The following is a 16,508-nucleotide window of genomic DNA, read 5'->3' on the forward strand; positions in this document are numbered from 1 at the left end:
TCGGATTGACAGATTTTCTGGGTTCGATATCCTTTAAAAAGGAGCCAAAATTTGGCGCCAATTTCAGGGTATATCAATGAGTATAACTACTAACCATCGAACTAGTCTTCGCATCGCAGGCGATAAATATAACGAAATCCTCCGCTTGTGCCAAACTGACGGAGGCAAAATGACTATGAATGCATGGATCGCCCAGGCTATCGAAGAAAAAATCAAGCGTGATAATGAATGCTTGCGCTGTCATTCTGCTCACTCAGCCAGCAAGGGACCGCGGTTTTACGAATTTTTTGCTGGTGGCGGTATGGCTCGTGCTGGTTTGGGGTCTGAATGGGACTGCCTGTTTGCTAATGACTTCAATCCAATGAAAGGCCGTGCCTATCGCGACAACTGGAATGGTGGTGCAGACCTGCTTGTCGAGGATATTAACAAAATCGCAACCCAACAATTACCTGATCAAGCTGAGTTAGTATGGGCATCTTTCCCCTGCCAAGACTTATCATTAGCAGGCGGTTACAAAGGTATTGGTCATGAACTAGATAGCAATCAAACTAGGTCTGGCACATTTTGGCCATTTTGGCGACTGATGCGTGATTTGATTAGCGAAAAACGAGCACCGCAAGTTATCGTGCTCGAAAATGTCTACGGCGTAATGACATCAAACAAAGGAAAGGACTTCGCGTCTATTGGCTCTGTTTTCTCTGATGCTGGCTACCGTTTTGGGGCTATGGTGATTGATGCTCGTCATTTTGTTCCACAATCCCGACCTCGCGTTTTCATCGTGGGTGTACATCCATCTATCGAGTTACCTCACAATATGATCTCCAGTGCACCTATTAACATTTGGCACCCAGATCGGATGATAACTGCTTATAACGGGCTATCAAAACAAGCACAACAATCATGGATATGGTGGAACCTACCGGTTCCCGAAGAAAGGACAACAACACTCACTGATCTTATTGAAGATGATCCGAAAGATGTAAAATGGGACAGTGCAGAAAAAACAAAGCAATTGCTGGCAATGATGACCGACTCTAACCTTTTGAAGGTTCAAGAGGCCCAAAAATCTGGAAAACGCATTGTTGGCGGACTCTACAAGCGCACTAGACGAGACGATAAAGGCGAAAAAATTCAGCGAGCAGAGGTACGTTTCGATGGTATTGCTGGATGCCTGCGAACCCCTGCTGGAGGATCTAGCCGACAAAGCATTTTGATCGTTGAAGGGAAAGAAATTCGCTCCCGCTTATTGTCTCCAAGAGAGGCTGCTAGGTTAATGGGTTTACCTGATACTTATAAGCTGCCAAGTAACTACAATGATGCATACCATATTGCAGGTGATGGAGTGGCAGTTCCTGTAGTACGTTATCTTGCTAAATTTATTTTTGAGCCTCTTTTAGCCGGCTCGAGTGTCACTATGGATGTTGAGAAAAAGGTAGCATAATGAATTTACCTTCCAGCGCAATTGGATCACCATTGGAATTATTTGCTGAAATTAAATCGGTTAACGGTAATAAAGGACCGATAGCAGCCCTTTTGGTAATTAACCGTCAAGCTCTTGATAGGCAAAAATCGGGCAGTCTTACATGGCCATTAAACAATAATGATTGGAAGACTGGTAAACAAGGCCAAGTGAAAGGGCTAGGGGGAGCCGCAACCCAAAAAATTCTGAATGAGTATGGAATAACGCGGGTATTGGCGAGTGAAGGGGGCAGGACGAGTCGCGGTAGCATGCAACTGATGATTGATTATATTGATCTATTGAATCAACAACAGAAAATAAACGGCGATATTGACCTCTACGAATATGAATTCTTTTGGGTCAGCAAGGCCCGAGAGTTTTTTGAGCGAAAGCCGTTTGTCTTAAGTATTGACCCTCAATGGGGGACTCGCCGTGCGATACGTCATATACTATTGCAGGCCCAAAATAGACAAAATGAGGGCGCAGGGACAAAATTTGTTGGTTCACTGATGCAGCACATGGTTGGTGCAAAATTAGAGGTACTTTTAGGCAAAGGATGCATTACTCACCATCATTCCAATCAAAACGACTCGGGTTCTAGTCGTAGCGGTGATTTTGATTTCGAGGATATGAGTATTCATGTCACCAATATGCCCAGCGAAGCCCTGCTTGCTAAATGTATTATAAACCTGGATGGTGGATATAAACCACTCGTAATCACATCGTCTAAGGGGGCGTTAGTATTAGAGGCTATGCTTGAAAACTCGAGAAATGGTGCATATGACGGTCGTGTTGACATTCTAGAATTTGAACAATTTTTGGCCTCCAATGTGATCGAGCTTGGCAAGTTCAATGCAGCTGGACGCAAAGCTACGCTCCATAGAATTATTGAAGAATATAATCACATTATTGAAACCGTCGAACTTGATCTCAGCATGAAAATTGAGCTTGGTGAGAAGTAAATATATAAAAATTGCCCCTGATATTTTGATGCATCTCCTAGTTAATGCGGGGCTAGCCCAACCTCCCTTAATTAATGTATTTATCGTGATATGTCAGTTCTATGGTTTTTGCAAGAGGGCATAAGGGCGAAACTACAGCGGTCTCGCCCATGTAGTACGGTCTCAACCAATGTTTAACCGACAACCCCCTGATACTCCATTTCCCTAAGAGCGAGGCCGTAAAGATTACACAAGGCTGGGAGCAAGTGAGCAGTTGCATTGAGGTAGTGATTCAGCTGTTCCCACTGAGTGTCATCGGGGCGCGGGTTGTTTTGCATAAGGTCACCGCACAGCATCAAGCCATGACATAACCCTTCGGCCTGTTCGGCGGAGAGTGCGGCTAAATCTAAGAGCTGTGAAGAATTGTATTTGCTGAGATTGAGTTGGCTGAAGAGTTCGCGATAGAGAGTGATGGTGTTAGTGGTGGGCTCTGATGTGAAAGTGTTTTCCATGTGCCTGTTCTCCTTAGTGTGGTGCGCTGCTACCACATGAGACGCTAAACCCATGGTGGTAGCCCAAACGGAGTTAGCGTTACCGGACACTAAGGAAACCGGCGCTTCTTGCGAAGCCTCCGCCTGGGCCACCATAATTCTGGATGTTCAAGGTCCCAGCATTATATACATAATGCTGCTTAGTGTATGTGTTCGGAACGCTAACTCCGGCTACGAATTTTGTCGCAGCGAGGAAAATTATATCGTTGTGCCATTGGCGATAAAATAGCCTGTCTAAATTTACAGGTAGTTACTGCCAATATTGGAATAGAGATCGCAGCAATTAATTTATATACCCCATTTACTTATGGTCTCAATATCTTAATCAATGGAAACCCGTTGAAACATTTGCAATGTCGATAGGTTACGATATATTCACTAAAATTATTTTTTTGCTGTGAGTATTCGTATGTTGTATGCCGTAATTGCAGAGATGGACAAATCCAAATGGAATGATAAGCCCGGCGTGGAGTATCACATCCCTAAGCGTTACGCAAAAATGCTCACACCTGGAACTCGCGTGGTCTACTACAAAGGCCAGATTAAGGATAGGAGTTATCGGCCGCTGCGGCTTTCTGATAAACCACATTATTTTGCGATAGCTACCATTGATAGTGTCTATCCGGACCCCAAAGCAAAACGTGGCGATTTGTATGCTGTGGTGACTGACTTTCAGCCCTTCACTGAGGCTGTGTTGGCAAAGAAGGGTGAAAGCTACTTTGAGTCGATTCCTTCTAATCGCGAATCAAACTATTGGTACGATGGCGTACGCCCCATAACCGAAGAAATATTTAACACGATAGTAGAGCATGCAGAGCTTAGTGCAGTAGTAATGCCGGAAGAGAAGGCAGTGGAAGAGGAAGGGGATTACAACGACAGTTTTGAGTCGGAAGCAACCCATTTTGAAGGTGCAAAAATCAGCTACTTCACGACCAAGTACGAACGTAAGCCGCTGTTAAAGAACCAAGCAGTGAAATTACATGGCACTACATGTTGCGTCTGCGGTTTCAACTTCAAGGCATTTTATGGTGAGTATGCAGAGGGATTTATCCACATCCATCATTTGTTGCCGGTCTCGGAGCTTGGCGGTGAGAAACCCGTTAATCCAGCTACAGATTTGGTGCCGGTCTGCGCTAATTGCCACAGCATCATCCATCGTAAAAAAGATAGAACCCTCTCTATTGATGAACTCAAAGAAATGATCCAGCAGCAGAAGGGGTGAGTCTGAGCTTACGACGTAATCTGCGCCAAGGTTGAGCGGTCATACTACCTCAAAACACTAGAGCCAACTCCCCATCAAATCAATAAGGCTGCAAATCTGCAGCCTTATTCAATGAACTTACAAACCCATCACCCCAAATCCGCCCCATTGCTCGCAATCACCTTCTTATACCACCAGAAGGATTTTTTGCGCGTGCGGGCGAGGGTGCCGTTGCCGTGGTCGTCGCGGTCGACGTAAACAAAGCCGTAGCGTTTGCTCATTTCCCCGGTCGAGGCTGCCACCAGGTCAATGCAGCCCCAGGTGGTGTAGCCGATCACCGGCACGCCGTCGGCGATGGCGTCGGCCATGGCGCGGATGTGCTCCCGCAGGTAGCTGATGCGGTAATCGTCCTCAATCTCGCCTGCGGCATTGAACTCGTCGTGTGCGCCCAGGCCGTTTTCCACCAGGAACAGCGGTTTTTGGTAGCGGTCGTACATCATGTTCATGGTGATGCGCAAACCCAGCGGGTCGATGCCCCAGCCCCAGTCGCTGCGCGGCACGTGCGGGTTCGCCAGCGATTTCACCACGTTGGCGGCGCTGCTGTTGTTGTCGTTCATATCGGCAGAGGCGCAGCGCGAGGCGTAATAACTAAAGGAGACGAAATCGACCGTGTTCTTCAGGATCTCGGTGTCGCCTTCCTCCATCGCGATGCTAACGCCTTTTTCGCGGAACACCCTGGCGGAGTAAGAGGGGTAAGCGCCGCGGGCCTGCACGTCGATAAAGAACAGGTTCTCGCGGTCTTTCTCCAGCGCGGCCCACACGTCTTCCGGCTTGCTGGACCACGGATAGAAATTGCCGCCCGCCAGCATGCAGCCCACCTGGTTGGCGGGGTTCACCTCATGCGCGATGCGGGTCGCCAGCGCGCTGGCCACCAGTTCGTGGTGCGCGGCCTGGTATTTTACCTGCTCGGGGTTTTCGTCGGCTTCGAACACCAGCCCGGCGCCGGAGAACGGGCTGTGCAGCAGAATGTTGATCTCATTGAAGGTGAGCCAGTATTTCACCAACCCGTCGAAGGCTTCGAAGCAGGTGCGGGCATAACGGGTGAAAAACTCCACCATCTTGCGGTTGCGCCAGGAGCCGTATTCGGTCACCAGGTGCATCGGCACGTCGAAATGGCACAGGGTGACCAGCGGCTCGATGCCGTATTTGCGGCACTCCTCAAACAGCGCGCGGTAGAACGCAATGCCCTGCGGGTTGGGCGTCAACTCGTCGCCGTTCGGGTAAAGCCGGCTCCAGGCGATGGAGGTACGGAATACGCTAAAGCCCATCTCCGCCATCAGCGCGATGTCGTCGCGGTAGCGATGGTAAAAATCGATCGCGTCGTGGCTCGGGTAAAACTCGTCTTCGCGCAGGGTAAAGCGCTTCTCCAGGCCCAGCTTCACCGGCATGCGGTTGGCGCCATGCGGGATCATGTCGACCGTGGTCAGCCCTTTCCCGCCCTCCAGATAACCCCCTTCAGACTGGTTGGCGGCCAAGGCACCTCCCCATAAAAACCCTTGCGGGAATGTTGAATCAGACATGAAATCCTCAATTTTCTCAATGGGTCGCGTTAGCGGTATTCGCCGTAGGCGCAGTGGCCGCCGGGCTGGTTGCTTCGCTTTCCGGAATGTCTTCGAACCCCAAGACCAGCGTGAGCACAAACGACAGCACCACGGAAAGCAGCATTACGCCGCCCACCCAGACAATGCTCATCGGGTTCGTCGGGTCAAAAAACTGCACGCTGGTGAACAGGCCGGGCGAGGCCATCGAATGGCTGGCCAGCCCGCCGATACCGGCGACGGCACCGCAGACAAAGCCGCTGATCAGGCTGGCGATTAACGGCCGTTTAAGCCGCACCGCCACGCCATACAGCGCCGGTTCGGAAATCCCCGCCACAATGGCGGAGGCAGCAGCGGCCAGCGCGGTCTGGCGCAGTTCGCGGTTCTTGGTTTTAAACGCCACGGCCAGCGAAGAGCCGCCGAGCGACAGGTTGGCGCCGATCTCCGAAGGCATCACCATGCCTTCTTTGCCGGTTTCGGCGATGGTCTGAATAATGGTCGGGGTGAACACGCGGTGCATGCCGGTCATCACCAGCAGCGGCCAGATGGCGCCCATAATGGCGACGGAAAGCCAGCCCAAATAGCCGTGCACGGTGTACACCAGCGCCGAAATACCGCTGCCGATCCAGATGCCCAGCGGGCCGATAAACACAATCGCGATCGGCGCGGCAATCAGCACAATCAGCATCGGTTTGAGGAAGTTTTTGGTCACCGCCGGGGTGATGTGGTCAACCCATCGTTCGATATACGACAGGATCCAGGTCATCACCAGTGCCGGGATCACCGTATAGGTGTATTTCACCGCCGTCACCGGGATGTAGGCGAACTCCACGGCCTGGCCCTGCGCCGCTTTGGCCATCAGATCGATAAAGTTGGGGTGCAGCAGCACGCCGGCAATGGCGATCGCCAGCGACATGTTGGTTTTGAACTTCAGCGCCGCAGAGGCCGCGACCATCACCGGCAGGAAGAAGAACGCGCCGTCGCCGATCACGTTCAGGATGATCAGGGTCGAGGAGCCTTTTTCGAACACGCCGGCCATATCCAGCATCATCGCCAACAGCTTCACCATCGAGCCGCCGATAATGGCGGGGATCAACGGCGACATGGTGCCCACCAGCGCATCGAGAATGCCGGCGCCGATGCCTTTCAGGGTGATTTTGCGTTTTGCGGGCGCGGCGGCAGGAGTGTTACCCGGCAGGCCGAGTGCCAGCACCGCCTGGTAGGCTTTCGATACCTCGTTGCCGATGATCACCTGGCACTGCTCGCCGCTGTGCACCACGCCCAGCACGCCATTAATCGCTTTGAGCGCGGGGATGTCGATCAGCGCCTTGTCTTTAACAACGAATCTCAGGCGGGTCATGCAGTGCGTCACGGCGTCGATGTTGCCGGGGCCGCCCACCGCATTCACGATTGCCTGCGAGATCTCTGTGTAGTTCTTCGGCATGAAATATCGTCTCTTAAGATATGAATTCGGATTGCCCAAAGGCGAATTTTTACTGCCTGGGCGATCCGCCGTTCCATCTCAATGAAACGCCCATAAGAAACCGGTTTCACAAAATCATGAAGGTGTATTTTATCGTTGGCAAGAATTATGATTTTTTGGTTTTTCGTTTCGTGAAGCTGGTCACTTTTAGATCAGGAGCGCTCGCACCGGCGGGCGTGAAAACATTTCAAACGGGGGGCGTCTTGGGTAGACTGCGCTCATCCAATGGATTTTGACGGCGCACAGATGGCAACAATACTTGAGGTGGCTAAAAAGGCCGGCGTTTCTAAGGCGACGGTATCCCGCGTGTTGTCCGGCAGCGGCTATGTCAGCCCGGAGAAGCGCGAGCTGGTGGATAAAGCCATCGCCGAGACGGGTTATCGGCCCAACCTGCTGGCACGCAATCTGGCGACGAAAACCACTCAGACCATCGGGCTGGTGGTCACCAACACGCTGTACAGCGGTAACTACTTCAGCGAGCTGATGTCTCAGTCCGCCCGCATCATGGAAGAAAACGGCCGTCAGCTGATCCTGGCGGACGGCAAGCACACCGCAGAAGAAGAAAAGGCCGCCATTCAATTCCTGCTGGATCTGCGCTGCGACGGGGTGATCATCTACCCGCGTTTTCTCTCTATCGCGCAAATGGACGAGATCATCTCCCAACACAAACAGCCGATCCTGGTCATCAACCGTCGCTTAAGGCTGAACGACAGCTACTGCATCTTCAGCGATCAGCACGCCACCAGTGCTGCTGCGGTGGCACACCTCATCCAACTGGGGCATCGCGATATCGCGTTCATCACCGGCTCGCTGGATTCGCCCACCGGGCTGGAGCGGCTCTCCGGCTACAAAGCCGCGTTGGCGGAGCAGGGCATTGAGGTCAACAACGCGTTGATTGTCGAAGGCAAGTGGAATGCGCAAAGCGGCATGGCGGCGGTCGATGCGCTGCTGGCCGGCGGCCACGCGTTCAGCGCCATCGTCGCCAGCAACGACGAAATGGCCATCGGCGCCATGAAGCGGCTGGCGGAATGCCAAATCCCGGTGCCGTCCGCCGTGTCGGTGATAGGGTTCGACGATATCCCGCTGGCGCCTTACACCATTCCCTCGCTCTCCAGCATGAAAATGCCGGTAACCGAGATGATTAAGGAAACCATCAACCGCCTGGTGTCGATGCTGGACGGCGGCGAGCTGAGCAAACGCCCGACCTTCCCGGCGAGCCTGATCCTGCGCGACTCGGTGGCGGCGGGGCCGCATTTGCAGAAGGGGTAAGGCGCAGCCTGGTGAACTTAAGGTTATGCCAGGTCGGCAAACCGTCCCCGAATCTCCTCCTCCGGCAAATCCACGCCAATAAACACCAGCGTACTGCGGCGCTCTTCCTCGGGCAGCCACTCGCGGTCCCAGTCGGCGTTATACAGCCGTTGCACGCCCTGGAACAGCAGCCGGCGCGGTTCATCCCTGATCGACAAAATGCCCTTGTAGCGTAGCAGGCTGTCGGCGTATTCCAGCAGCAGGCCTTCCATCACTTCGGAAATCTGCATCAGTTCCAGCGGCTGGTCGTGGTACACCACGATCGACCGAATGTTGTTCTGCGGCTGCGGAATGCGGCGGAACAGCGGGGCGGGCGGCGTCAGGTTCAGCCTGTCGTTGAGCGTAAAGCCTTCGATGCCGAACAGCAGGCTCAGGTCGATATCGCCGTGCGTCACGGTGTAAACCGGCGCGCGGGCGTTCATCAGCTGCAGGCGTTGGGTCAGCGCCTCGCAGTCCGGCGCTACGTCGGTTTTGCTCAGCAGAATGCGGTCGGCGTAGCCCACCTGCGCCTGCGCGATGCTGAACTGGTTCAGTTGTTGATCGGCATGCGCGGCGTCCACCAGCGTGATGATGCCGTCCAGCAGGAAGCGTTCGCAAATGAGCTCATGCGAGAAAAAGGTCTGGGTGATCGGGCCGGGGTCGGCCATGCCGGTGCATTCGATGATTAGCCGGTCGAATGCCAACTGGCCGCTGTCTACGCCGTCCAGCAGATCCAGCAGCGCGTCGGCCAGTTCGTTGGCTTTGCTGCAGCAGATGCAGCCGTTGCTCAGGGTGGTGATGCGGCTGGCGCGGTCGCCAATCAGCGCGCTGTCGATCGGCACTTCGCCGAACTCGTTTTCGATAACCGCAATCTTGTAGCCGTGGTCGGCGTTCAGAATATGGCGCAGCAGGGTGGTTTTGCCTGCGCCCAAAAAGCCGGTCAAAATGGTGACGGCGATGGGTTTCATGTCGGGTCCTTATTGACTCAAATCAGCAGCAGCGCATGCCGCCTTTGCCGTCGCCGCCGTAGCGGGCCTGCTGGCGTTCGCGGAAAAACTCTTTATAGGTCATCACCGGCTTGTCCGGGTGGTTGTCTTTCATGTGCTGGACGTAGGTATCGTAGTCAGGCACGCCCACCAACATGCGCGCCGCCTGCCCGAGATATTTCCCCGCCTGGCCGAGATTTCCGAACATGGCCTTCTCCCAAAAAATTACCCTGCGTACCCGTCGTCTTTCGAGCCGCAGCGGTGTTGGCTGCACTCACGAACCCCAGTCACTTACTTGTGTAAGCTCCTGGGGGGCGCTCATTTGCCGCCTTGTTGCGGCTCGAAATCCATTGGGTACTACTTAGCTTTCATTATGCAGGGTATCCGTTAAATCACCATCAGTGCTGCGGCGAAACTTTGACGTCCCCCTCAGTTACGCCGTGGGATGGCGCTTCTTCGGGCACCGGCACGTACGGCGTTTCCTGGTCGCTGCGGTTCGGGTTTTTATACGCCGCCATCGCGGTTTTCACCCCGTAGAAGATGATGCTGTACACCACCAGCAGGAACAGAATGCTCAGCCCGGCGTTGGTGTAGTTGTTCACCACGATATGCTGCATGTTCGCCACCTGTTGGGCGCTCAGCTCGGCGCCGCCCTCGGCGATTTTGCGTTTGTACTCGCCGGCCTGGAAGAAGAAGCCTTCCAGCTGCGGGTTGTCGCTAAACAGCTTCAGGCCCAGCGCATAGGTGGTGCAGATCAGCAGCCACACCGCCGGCAGCACGGTGACCCAAATGTATTGGGTGCGCTTCATCTTGATCAGCACCACGGTGCCCAACACCAGCGCCACGGCCGCCAGCATCTGGTTGGAGATGCCGAACAGCGGCCACAGGCTCTTCACGCCGCCGAGCGGATCGACCACCCCTTGGTACAGCAGGTAGCCCCACAGCCCCACGCAACCGGCGGTGCCGACGATACCGGCCACCAACGAGTCGGTTTTTTTCAGGAAGGGCGCAAAGTTGCCCAGCAAGTCCTGCAGCATAAAGCGGCCGGAACGGGTGCCGGCGTCCAACGCGGTCAGGATAAACAGCGCTTCGAACAGAATGCCGAAGTGATACCAGAAGCCCATATTGGCGCCAGGGATGATCTGGTGGAACACGTGGGCGATGCCCACCGCCAGCGTTGGCGCGCCACCGGCGCGGTTCAGCACCGAAGGCTCCCCGATGTCCTTGGCGGTTTGCAGGATCTGTTCCGGGCTGATGACGAAGCCCCAGGAACTGACGGTCGCCGCCGCGTGGGCGGTCACGTCTTTGAGCGACGCCATGATCATCGGCGCGTCTTCGGTGCCCAAACGGTGCAGGTCCGGCATGGTGATGCCCAATGCCGCCGGTGGAGTGTTCATGGCGAAGTACAGGCCCGGTTCGATGATCGAAGCCGCCACCAGCGCCATGATGGCGACGAAGGATTCCATCAGCATCGCGCCGTAACCGATAAAGCGCGCGTCTTTTTCATTGGCCAGCAGCTTCGGCGTGGTGCCGGATGCGATCAACGCATGGAAGCCGGAAACCGCGCCGCAGGCGATGGTGATGAACAGGAACGGGAACACCGAGCCTTTCCACACCGGGCCGGTGCCGTCGACAAACTGCGTCACCGCCGGCATTTTCAGCTCAGGGTTGAGGATCACGATGCCAATCGCCAGCCCGACAATCACGCCAATCTTCAGGAAGGTGGCCAGATAATCGCGCGGCGCCAGGATCAGCCACACCGGCAGCAAGGCGGAGACGAACGCATAGCCAATCAGCGTGAAGGTGATGGTGGTGTCTTTAAAGGTCAGCGCCGGGCCCCAGTACGGGTCCTGGGCGATAACGCCGCCGAACCAGATGGACGCCACCAGCAGCACAATGCCAATCACCGACACTTCACCCACCCGGCCGGGGCGCAGGAAGCGCATGTAAATGCCCATAAACAGCGCGATCGGCACGGTGGCGCAGACGGTGAACACGCCCCACGGGCTTTCCGCCAGGGCTTTCACCACGATCAGGGCCAGCACCGCCAGGATGATGATCATGATCAGGAAGCAGCCGAACAGCGCGATGGTGCCCGGCACCGGGCCCATTTCCTTTTTGATGATCTCGCCGAGCGAAGCGCCGTTGCGGCGCGAGGAGATGAACAGCACCATAAAGTCCTGCACCGCCCCCGCCAGCACCACGCCACCCAGCAGCCACAGTGTGCCGGGCAAGTAACCGACCTGCGCCGCCAGCACCGGGCCGACCAGCGGGCCTGCGCCGGCAATGGCGGCGAAGTGGTGGCCGAACAGCACGTTCTTGTTGGTCGGCACGTAGTTCAGGCCGTCGTTGTTGACCACCGCCGGGGTGGCGCGGAAGGCGTCCAGCTTCATCACCTTGGTGGCGATATACAGGCTGTAATACCGGTACGCCACCAGATACACCGCCACCGACGCGACGATGATCCACAGCGCACTGATGTTTTCGCCACGGCGCAGCGCCACCACGCCCAGGCAGGAAGCACCGAGTATCCCCAGTAGCATCCACGGAATGTGTTTTAAAATCCCCTCTCGGTTCATGAGGTGTCCTTAATATTCTAATCTGCAAAAAAATGAGTGAGTTAATCCGCTTATAAGATGTTTCAGGCGCGTGGCCCGGGTGCGAATAACGGTGGAGCCGTAGGTTTGGCAACAGCTCATCATTGCGGGTTAGGGAAAGGGAAGACATGTGAATTTCAGTCAGCGGTTCCCTGCGCTGGGTGAACGGTTGAAATGGGCAGGTGAGCGGTTGGGGGGCGTGTCGGCAAACCTGCTGCATGGGCAACACTTACCCGACAGCCGCTGCTGCCAATGCAGCAGTCAGCGATGGGCTTACGAATCTGGATTACCAAATTTTTCAACCACATCCCGTGCCACAAGCCTTGGCACGCATCCTGCTAATCGGTTTATAACCAAATTGCGTTATTCAATATCTATAAATCAATAATGGTTATATAAACGCCGCATAACGGCACCGACATTCAGAAAAAGGGAGAGGAAGCATGTCCAAATCGAACGAGCAGCAGCCCATCCAGTTTGCCTACTGGGTGCCGAACGTGTCCGGTGGGCTGGTGATCAGCAACATCCCGCAGCGTACCGGCTGGGATATCGGCTACAACCGCAAGCTGGCGCAAATCGCCGAGCGCGCCGGTTTTGACTACGCGCTGACCCAAATCCGCTTCACCGCCGGTTACGGGGCGGATAATCAGCATGAATCGGTAGCGTTCTCGCAGGCGCTGCTGGATTCCACCTCAAGGCTCAAGGTGATCGCCGCGCTGCTGCCGGGGCCGTGGAACCCCACGCTGGCAGCCAAGCAGATCGCCACCATCAGCCACCTGTCCGATGCGCGCATTGCGGTCAATATCGTCAGCGGCTGGTTCCGCGGCGAGTTCAAGGCCATCGGCGAGCCCTGGCTGGATCACGAGGAGCGCTACCTGCGTTCGGAAGAGTTTATCCGCTGCCTGCGCGGCATCTGGACCGAGCCCAGCTTCACCTTCGCCGGCGATTTTTATCGCTATCGCGACTACTCGCTCAAACCCAAACCGCTGGATCCGCTGCCGGAGATTTTCCAGGGCGGCAGCTCACGGGCAGCGCGCGACATGGCGGCGCGGGTGTCGGACTGGTATTTCACCAACGGCAACAGCGTCGAGGGCATCAAGCAGCAGGTGGACGATCTCCAGACCAAGGCGACGGCCAACCATCACCGCGTGAAGGTCGGGGTGAACGGTTTTGTCATTGCGCGCGACACCGAGCAAGCAGCGCAGGCGGTATTGCAGGAGATCATCGACCACGCCAATCCGGCGGCGGTGAAAGGCTTCGAGCATGAAGTGAAGAACGCCGGGGCGGCGTCGCCGGAGGGCGAAGGCAACTGGGCCAAATCCAGCTTCGAGGATCTGGTGCAGTACAACGACGGCTTTAAAACCAACCTGATCGGCACCCCGCAGCAGATCGCCGAGCGCATCATCGCGCTGAAAGACGCCGGGGTGAACCTGATGCTGCTGGCGTTTCTGCATTTCCAGGAAGAGGTGGAGTTCTTCGGCAGAGAAGTGATCCCGCTGGTGCGTGAACTGGAACGCCAGCGGGCGGCAGCCTGAATCAGTAAATCTTTCTGGCGTTGATCCCGGCCGGGAAGAGGCCGGTGGCGAAGATGTGCCCGTTAACCTGCAACTGGTCGTCGGGCAGCATCTCCAGCGGGTACTCGTTGGCCAGATAGCTGAGGAAGTTATTACGGTCATCGAGCGCCTGAAAACCGATCAGATCATAGAAAAACAGCGACTCGATTAACCCGCGGTGCTCGGGGATCTGCCTGAGCAGCGCCGCCGACGGGAACGGCAGGTGAAAGAAGAACGCGCACGGGTTCAGCAACCCTTGTTCCTTCAGCGCCTGGCCGCAGGGCAGCAACTGGTAATCATCGATGCAGATGATGTCGCTTGGGCAAACATACTCGCAGGCGATGTCGGCGAAATGCAGGTTGAGCTGCCGGTAAGCCCGGTAATTCTCCGGCGTGAAATGCGCTTTCTCCGGCTGGTTGTGGAACACCGGCCACAGCCCATCGTGATAATAGCCCTGATAGTGGCGGCAAAACTCATCGACAGACAGCGGGAAAGTCACCTGTTCATAGCCGGCATTGTGCCGATAGCAGACCGGGCGCTCGCCAAAGTTCTGCACGTCGCCGTTCCAGCCCAGCCACAATCCCCGATCCGCCTCATTCGCGCCGTCGGGCGAAAGGGCCTGCGTGGCGCAGGCCAGATCCTTGCTGTCACACTGCTTATTCGAGATCAAAACCAAACGGGACATGGTGTTTTCCTTACTCAGTGCACAGACTGGGGGATATTGAGTGCGCCGCAGGGTTGATCAATCGCGGGCTGCGTGATGGTCCACACCCTGTCTGGCTGGTTGACCGGTTCATAGCCCACCTTGGCGTACAGCCACGGCGCCTGGCTGGCGTAGAGCATGATGCGGTGCAGCCCGCTCATGAGCGGATGTTCCAGGCAACTGTGCATCAGCCATTGCCCCAGCCCGTTGCCGCGGTATTCGGCAGTGATAAACACGTCGCTCAACCAGGCGAAGGTGGCGTGGTCCGTCACCACCCGGGCAAAACCGATCTGGCGTTTCTTTCGATACAGGCCGAAGCACAGACTGTGGCGAATGGCGCTCTCCAGCGTGGCGCGGTCGATCCCCTGCGCCCAGTGCGAATGACGGAGAAAGTGATGAATAAAATCGATGTCTAATAGCCGGCGATCGGTGCTGATCGTCAAGGCACCTTTATGCCAGGAGAAGAGCGGCCCATCATTTACTGCGTTCGGCTGATTATTATTGTCGGCTACTACCGACCGAGGTTGATGCTTCATCGTCGTCCTCTGTGCATTGCCAATAAATAAGGTCGTCACCGTGACGAAACCACGGCGTTACAGCATCCAGCTTATTTCCGCCTCGGTGACCTGTTCTTCGAAACGGCGCAATTCGGCGGTTTTGCAGGTGTGCCACAGCGCGGTAAACGCCGGGCCGAGCGTTTCGCGCAGCGGCAGGCTTTGCCGGAACAGCGTTAGCGCTTCTTGCTGGTTCAGCGGCAGCGCCGCCGCGTCGTCGTTTTCATACCCGTTGCCGCAGGCCGCCGGGGGCAGCGGCAGTGCGTGCTCCAGCCCGTACAGCATGCCGCTCAGCATCGCCGCCACCGCCAGATAAGGGTTGGCGTCGGCGCCGGCCAACCGGTATTCGATCCGCTGGTTGGCGCTGTCGGCGCAGGGCAGACGCAGCGCCACCGTGCGGTTGTTGTGGCCCCAGGAGGCGCGCAGCGGCACGTGCATGCCTGGGCGGAAACGGCGGAACGCATTGATGTTCGGCGCGAATATCGCCATCGAGGCCGGCATCAGCGCCAGCATCCCGGCGATCGCCTGCGTCATGGTGGCGCTCAGTTCACCCGGTGTGCCGGCCAACAGGTTGTGGCCCTGTTCATCCTGCAGGCTGATATGAAAATGCAGACCGCTGCCGGCGGCCTGCGCGCAGGGCTTGGCCATAAAGCAGGCGTGCTGGTGGTGTTTTTCCGCCATCTGGCGCGTCAGCCGTTTCAGGGCCAGCACCTGGTCACAGGCTTCCAGCACCCGCGCACTGTGGTGCAGGTTCAACTCATACTGGCCGGAGGCGGCCTCGGCCACGATCCCCGTCAGCGGCAGCACCTGCAGCCGGGCCTGCTGCTCAATCTCATTGAGCAGCGCATGGTGGCGCTCCGGGGCATCGACAGAAAAACTCTGCGTTGGACAGGGGTTGGCCCCGGCGGGCTGTTGCTGCGGATCGTGCAGATAAAACTCCAGCTCGGCCGCCACCACCGGGTAATAGCCTTTGGCATGCAAGCGCGCGAGCACCTGTTGCAGCACCACGCGCGGTTCCAGCTCACAGGCGTCGCCATCGGCATTTTGCATCGTCAGCAGCAGTTGAGCATGGCGTTGCGGATCGCGGGCACAGGGCCGCAGCGTACCGGGTACCGGCAGGCACAAGCGATCCGGTTCGCCCGCCTGCTGGCCCAGCCCGCTTTCTTCGATCACCCGCCCGCCGAGATCCATGGCGTAAATCGACAACGGGAAATAGCAGCCCTTATCCAGCGAGAACAGTTCGGCAACCGGCAGCCGCTTGCCGCGAAACTGGCCATTCAGATCGTTGAGATAAATATCGACGTGTTCGGTCTGCGGATAGCGCTGTAAATACTGTTCGACTTCTTTGCGAAACGAGCGCGACCGCGAGGCGGGAATATCCGCCAGCAGAGGGTTGAAACCAATAATATTAGAATACATGGCGGCCCCCGAGCTTAATGAAAAACGCGGGTTCAGTCATAAACAAGGTAGGGTATAAACACATGAGGCATCCGTCTCGTGAGGCCATATTGGCGATGTAATGATGTTATCCGTGGCCCTGAAAACTGTCTGTAAAAACGCCGTAACTTTACCTGTCGTCGAGATAAAAATGGCGT

General features: G+C 56.1%; 14 protein-coding genes and 1 pseudogene. 5 read left to right on the plus strand and 10 right to left on the minus strand.

From position 1 onward, the window contains the following. Positions 1-169: 169 nt before the first annotated feature. Positions 170-1,441: a DNA cytosine methyltransferase gene (locus tag SPL01S_RS18635; protein ID WP_232246035.1), complete on the plus strand. Its 1,272-nt coding sequence runs from the start codon at positions 170-172 to the stop codon at positions 1,439-1,441. Next, the gene (locus SPL01S_RS18640; protein ID WP_063202103.1) at positions 1,441-2,421 is read left to right on the plus strand and encodes a DUF4928 family protein; all 981 of its coding nucleotides are present in this window, start codon (positions 1,441-1,443) and stop codon (positions 2,419-2,421) included. The genes SPL01S_RS18635 and SPL01S_RS18640 overlap by 1 nt, the downstream gene beginning before the upstream one ends. 173 nt (positions 2,422-2,594) lie before the next feature. Here SPL01S_RS18640 and SPL01S_RS18645 read toward each other — a convergent pair whose 3' ends face one another. Beyond that, positions 2,595-2,912: a hypothetical protein gene (locus SPL01S_RS18645; RefSeq protein ID WP_063202107.1), complete on the minus strand. Its 318-nt coding sequence runs from the start codon at positions 2,910-2,912 to the stop codon at positions 2,595-2,597. A gap of 84 nt (positions 2,913-2,996) precedes the next feature. Continuing rightward, a pseudogene (locus SPL01S_RS25855) lies at positions 2,997-3,047 on the minus strand (hypothetical protein); the annotation flags it as partial. Between the two features lie 313 nt (positions 3,048-3,360). On the opposite strand from SPL01S_RS25855, the gene SPL01S_RS18655 reads away from it, so the two are divergent. After that, positions 3,361-4,173, plus strand: coding sequence for an HNH endonuclease (locus SPL01S_RS18655; protein WP_063202113.1), 813 nt, complete (start codon positions 3,361-3,363; stop codon positions 4,171-4,173). 128 nt (positions 4,174-4,301) lie between these two features. Here SPL01S_RS18655 and SPL01S_RS18660 read toward each other — a convergent pair whose 3' ends face one another. Then, positions 4,302-5,732, minus strand: coding sequence for a 6-phospho-beta-glucosidase (locus SPL01S_RS18660; RefSeq protein WP_063202117.1), 1,431 nt, complete (start codon positions 5,730-5,732; stop codon positions 4,302-4,304). Positions 5,733-5,748: 16 nt separating this feature from the next. Then, a complete protein-coding gene (gene ascF / locus SPL01S_RS18665) occupies positions 5,749-7,194 on the minus strand; it encodes a PTS cellobiose/arbutin/salicin transporter subunit IIBC (protein ID WP_063202120.1) in 1,446 nt (481 codons plus the stop codon). A gap of 285 nt (positions 7,195-7,479) precedes the next feature. Between ascF and SPL01S_RS18670 the strand changes: the two genes are divergently transcribed. Continuing rightward, complete coding sequence (locus SPL01S_RS18670) at positions 7,480-8,502, plus strand: LacI family DNA-binding transcriptional regulator (protein ID WP_147424924.1); 1,023 nt, start codon at positions 7,480-7,482, stop codon at positions 8,500-8,502. 23 nt (positions 8,503-8,525) lie between these two features. On the opposite strand, the gene yjiA is transcribed toward SPL01S_RS18670, so the two are convergent. From yjiA to SPL01S_RS18685, 3 genes are all read right to left on the minus strand, one after another. Further along, positions 8,526-9,488, minus strand: a complete 963-nt coding sequence (gene yjiA / locus SPL01S_RS18675; RefSeq protein WP_063202126.1) for a GTPase — start codon at positions 9,486-9,488, stop codon at positions 8,526-8,528. A gap of 22 nt (positions 9,489-9,510) precedes the next feature. Further along, entirely contained in the window at positions 9,511-9,714 is a 204-nt protein-coding gene (locus tag SPL01S_RS18680) for a YbdD/YjiX family protein (RefSeq protein ID WP_004953088.1), read from the minus strand. A 190-nt stretch (positions 9,715-9,904) separates the two neighbouring features. Continuing rightward, a complete protein-coding gene (locus tag SPL01S_RS18685; RefSeq protein ID WP_013811350.1) occupies positions 9,905-12,085 on the minus strand; it encodes a carbon starvation CstA family protein in 2,181 nt (726 codons plus the stop codon). A gap of 461 nt (positions 12,086-12,546) precedes the next feature. Here SPL01S_RS18685 and sfnG point away from each other — a divergent pair, with 461 nt between their 5' ends. Then, positions 12,547-13,638, plus strand: coding sequence for a dimethylsulfone monooxygenase SfnG (gene sfnG / locus SPL01S_RS18690; RefSeq protein WP_063202129.1), 1,092 nt, complete (start codon positions 12,547-12,549; stop codon positions 13,636-13,638). Position 13,639: 1 nt separating this feature from the next. Here the strand turns inward: sfnG and SPL01S_RS18695 are convergent, their stop codons facing one another. The 3 genes from SPL01S_RS18695 to SPL01S_RS18705 are packed head-to-tail and all read right to left on the minus strand — an operon-like array spanning position 13,640 to position 16,332. Beyond that, complete coding sequence (locus SPL01S_RS18695) at positions 13,640-14,341, minus strand: trehalose-6-phosphate synthase (protein ID WP_063202132.1); 702 nt, start codon at positions 14,339-14,341, stop codon at positions 13,640-13,642. 14 nt (positions 14,342-14,355) lie between these two features. Continuing rightward, entirely contained in the window at positions 14,356-14,895 is a 540-nt protein-coding gene (locus SPL01S_RS18700) for a GNAT family N-acetyltransferase (RefSeq protein WP_063202135.1), read from the minus strand. A 57-nt stretch (positions 14,896-14,952) separates the two neighbouring features. Then, complete coding sequence (locus tag SPL01S_RS18705; protein WP_063202138.1) at positions 14,953-16,332, minus strand: glutamine synthetase family protein; 1,380 nt, start codon at positions 16,330-16,332, stop codon at positions 14,953-14,955. Between the last annotated feature and the right edge of the window lie 176 nt (positions 16,333-16,508).

The organism is Serratia plymuthica NBRC 102599 (assembly GCF_001590925.1).
Lineage (GTDB): Bacteria > Pseudomonadota > Gammaproteobacteria > Enterobacterales > Enterobacteriaceae > Serratia > Serratia plymuthica.

Excerpts from the sequence above, each read along its gene's own strand:
- SPL01S_RS18635 (WP_232246035.1), top strand. The coding sequence starts at position 170 with ATGACTATGAATGCATGGATCGCCCAGGCTATCGAAGAAAAAATCAAG.
- SPL01S_RS18640 (WP_063202103.1), top strand. The coding sequence starts at position 1,441 with ATGAATTTACCTTCCAGCGCAATTGGATCACCATTGGAATTATTTGCT.
- SPL01S_RS18645 (WP_063202107.1), bottom strand. The coding sequence starts at position 2,912 with ATGGAAAACACTTTCACATCAGAGCCCACCACTAACACCATCACTCTC.
- SPL01S_RS18655 (WP_063202113.1), top strand. The coding sequence starts at position 3,361 with ATGTTGTATGCCGTAATTGCAGAGATGGACAAATCCAAATGGAATGAT.
- SPL01S_RS18660 (WP_063202117.1), bottom strand. The coding sequence starts at position 5,732 with ATGTCTGATTCAACATTCCCGCAAGGGTTTTTATGGGGAGGTGCCTTG.
- ascF (WP_063202120.1), bottom strand. The coding sequence starts at position 7,194 with ATGCCGAAGAACTACACAGAGATCTCGCAGGCAATCGTGAATGCGGTG.
- SPL01S_RS18670 (WP_147424924.1), top strand. The coding sequence starts at position 7,480 with ATGGCAACAATACTTGAGGTGGCTAAAAAGGCCGGCGTTTCTAAGGCG.
- yjiA (WP_063202126.1), bottom strand. The coding sequence starts at position 9,488 with ATGAAACCCATCGCCGTCACCATTTTGACCGGCTTTTTGGGCGCAGGC.
- SPL01S_RS18680 (WP_004953088.1), bottom strand. The coding sequence starts at position 9,714 with ATGTTCGGAAATCTCGGCCAGGCGGGGAAATATCTCGGGCAGGCGGCG.
- SPL01S_RS18685 (WP_013811350.1), bottom strand. The coding sequence starts at position 12,085 with ATGAACCGAGAGGGGATTTTAAAACACATTCCGTGGATGCTACTGGGG.
- sfnG (WP_063202129.1), top strand. The coding sequence starts at position 12,547 with ATGTCCAAATCGAACGAGCAGCAGCCCATCCAGTTTGCCTACTGGGTG.
- SPL01S_RS18695 (WP_063202132.1), bottom strand. The coding sequence starts at position 14,341 with ATGTCCCGTTTGGTTTTGATCTCGAATAAGCAGTGTGACAGCAAGGAT.
- SPL01S_RS18700 (WP_063202135.1), bottom strand. The coding sequence starts at position 14,895 with ATGAAGCATCAACCTCGGTCGGTAGTAGCCGACAATAATAATCAGCCG.
- SPL01S_RS18705 (WP_063202138.1), bottom strand. The coding sequence starts at position 16,332 with ATGTATTCTAATATTATTGGTTTCAACCCTCTGCTGGCGGATATTCCC.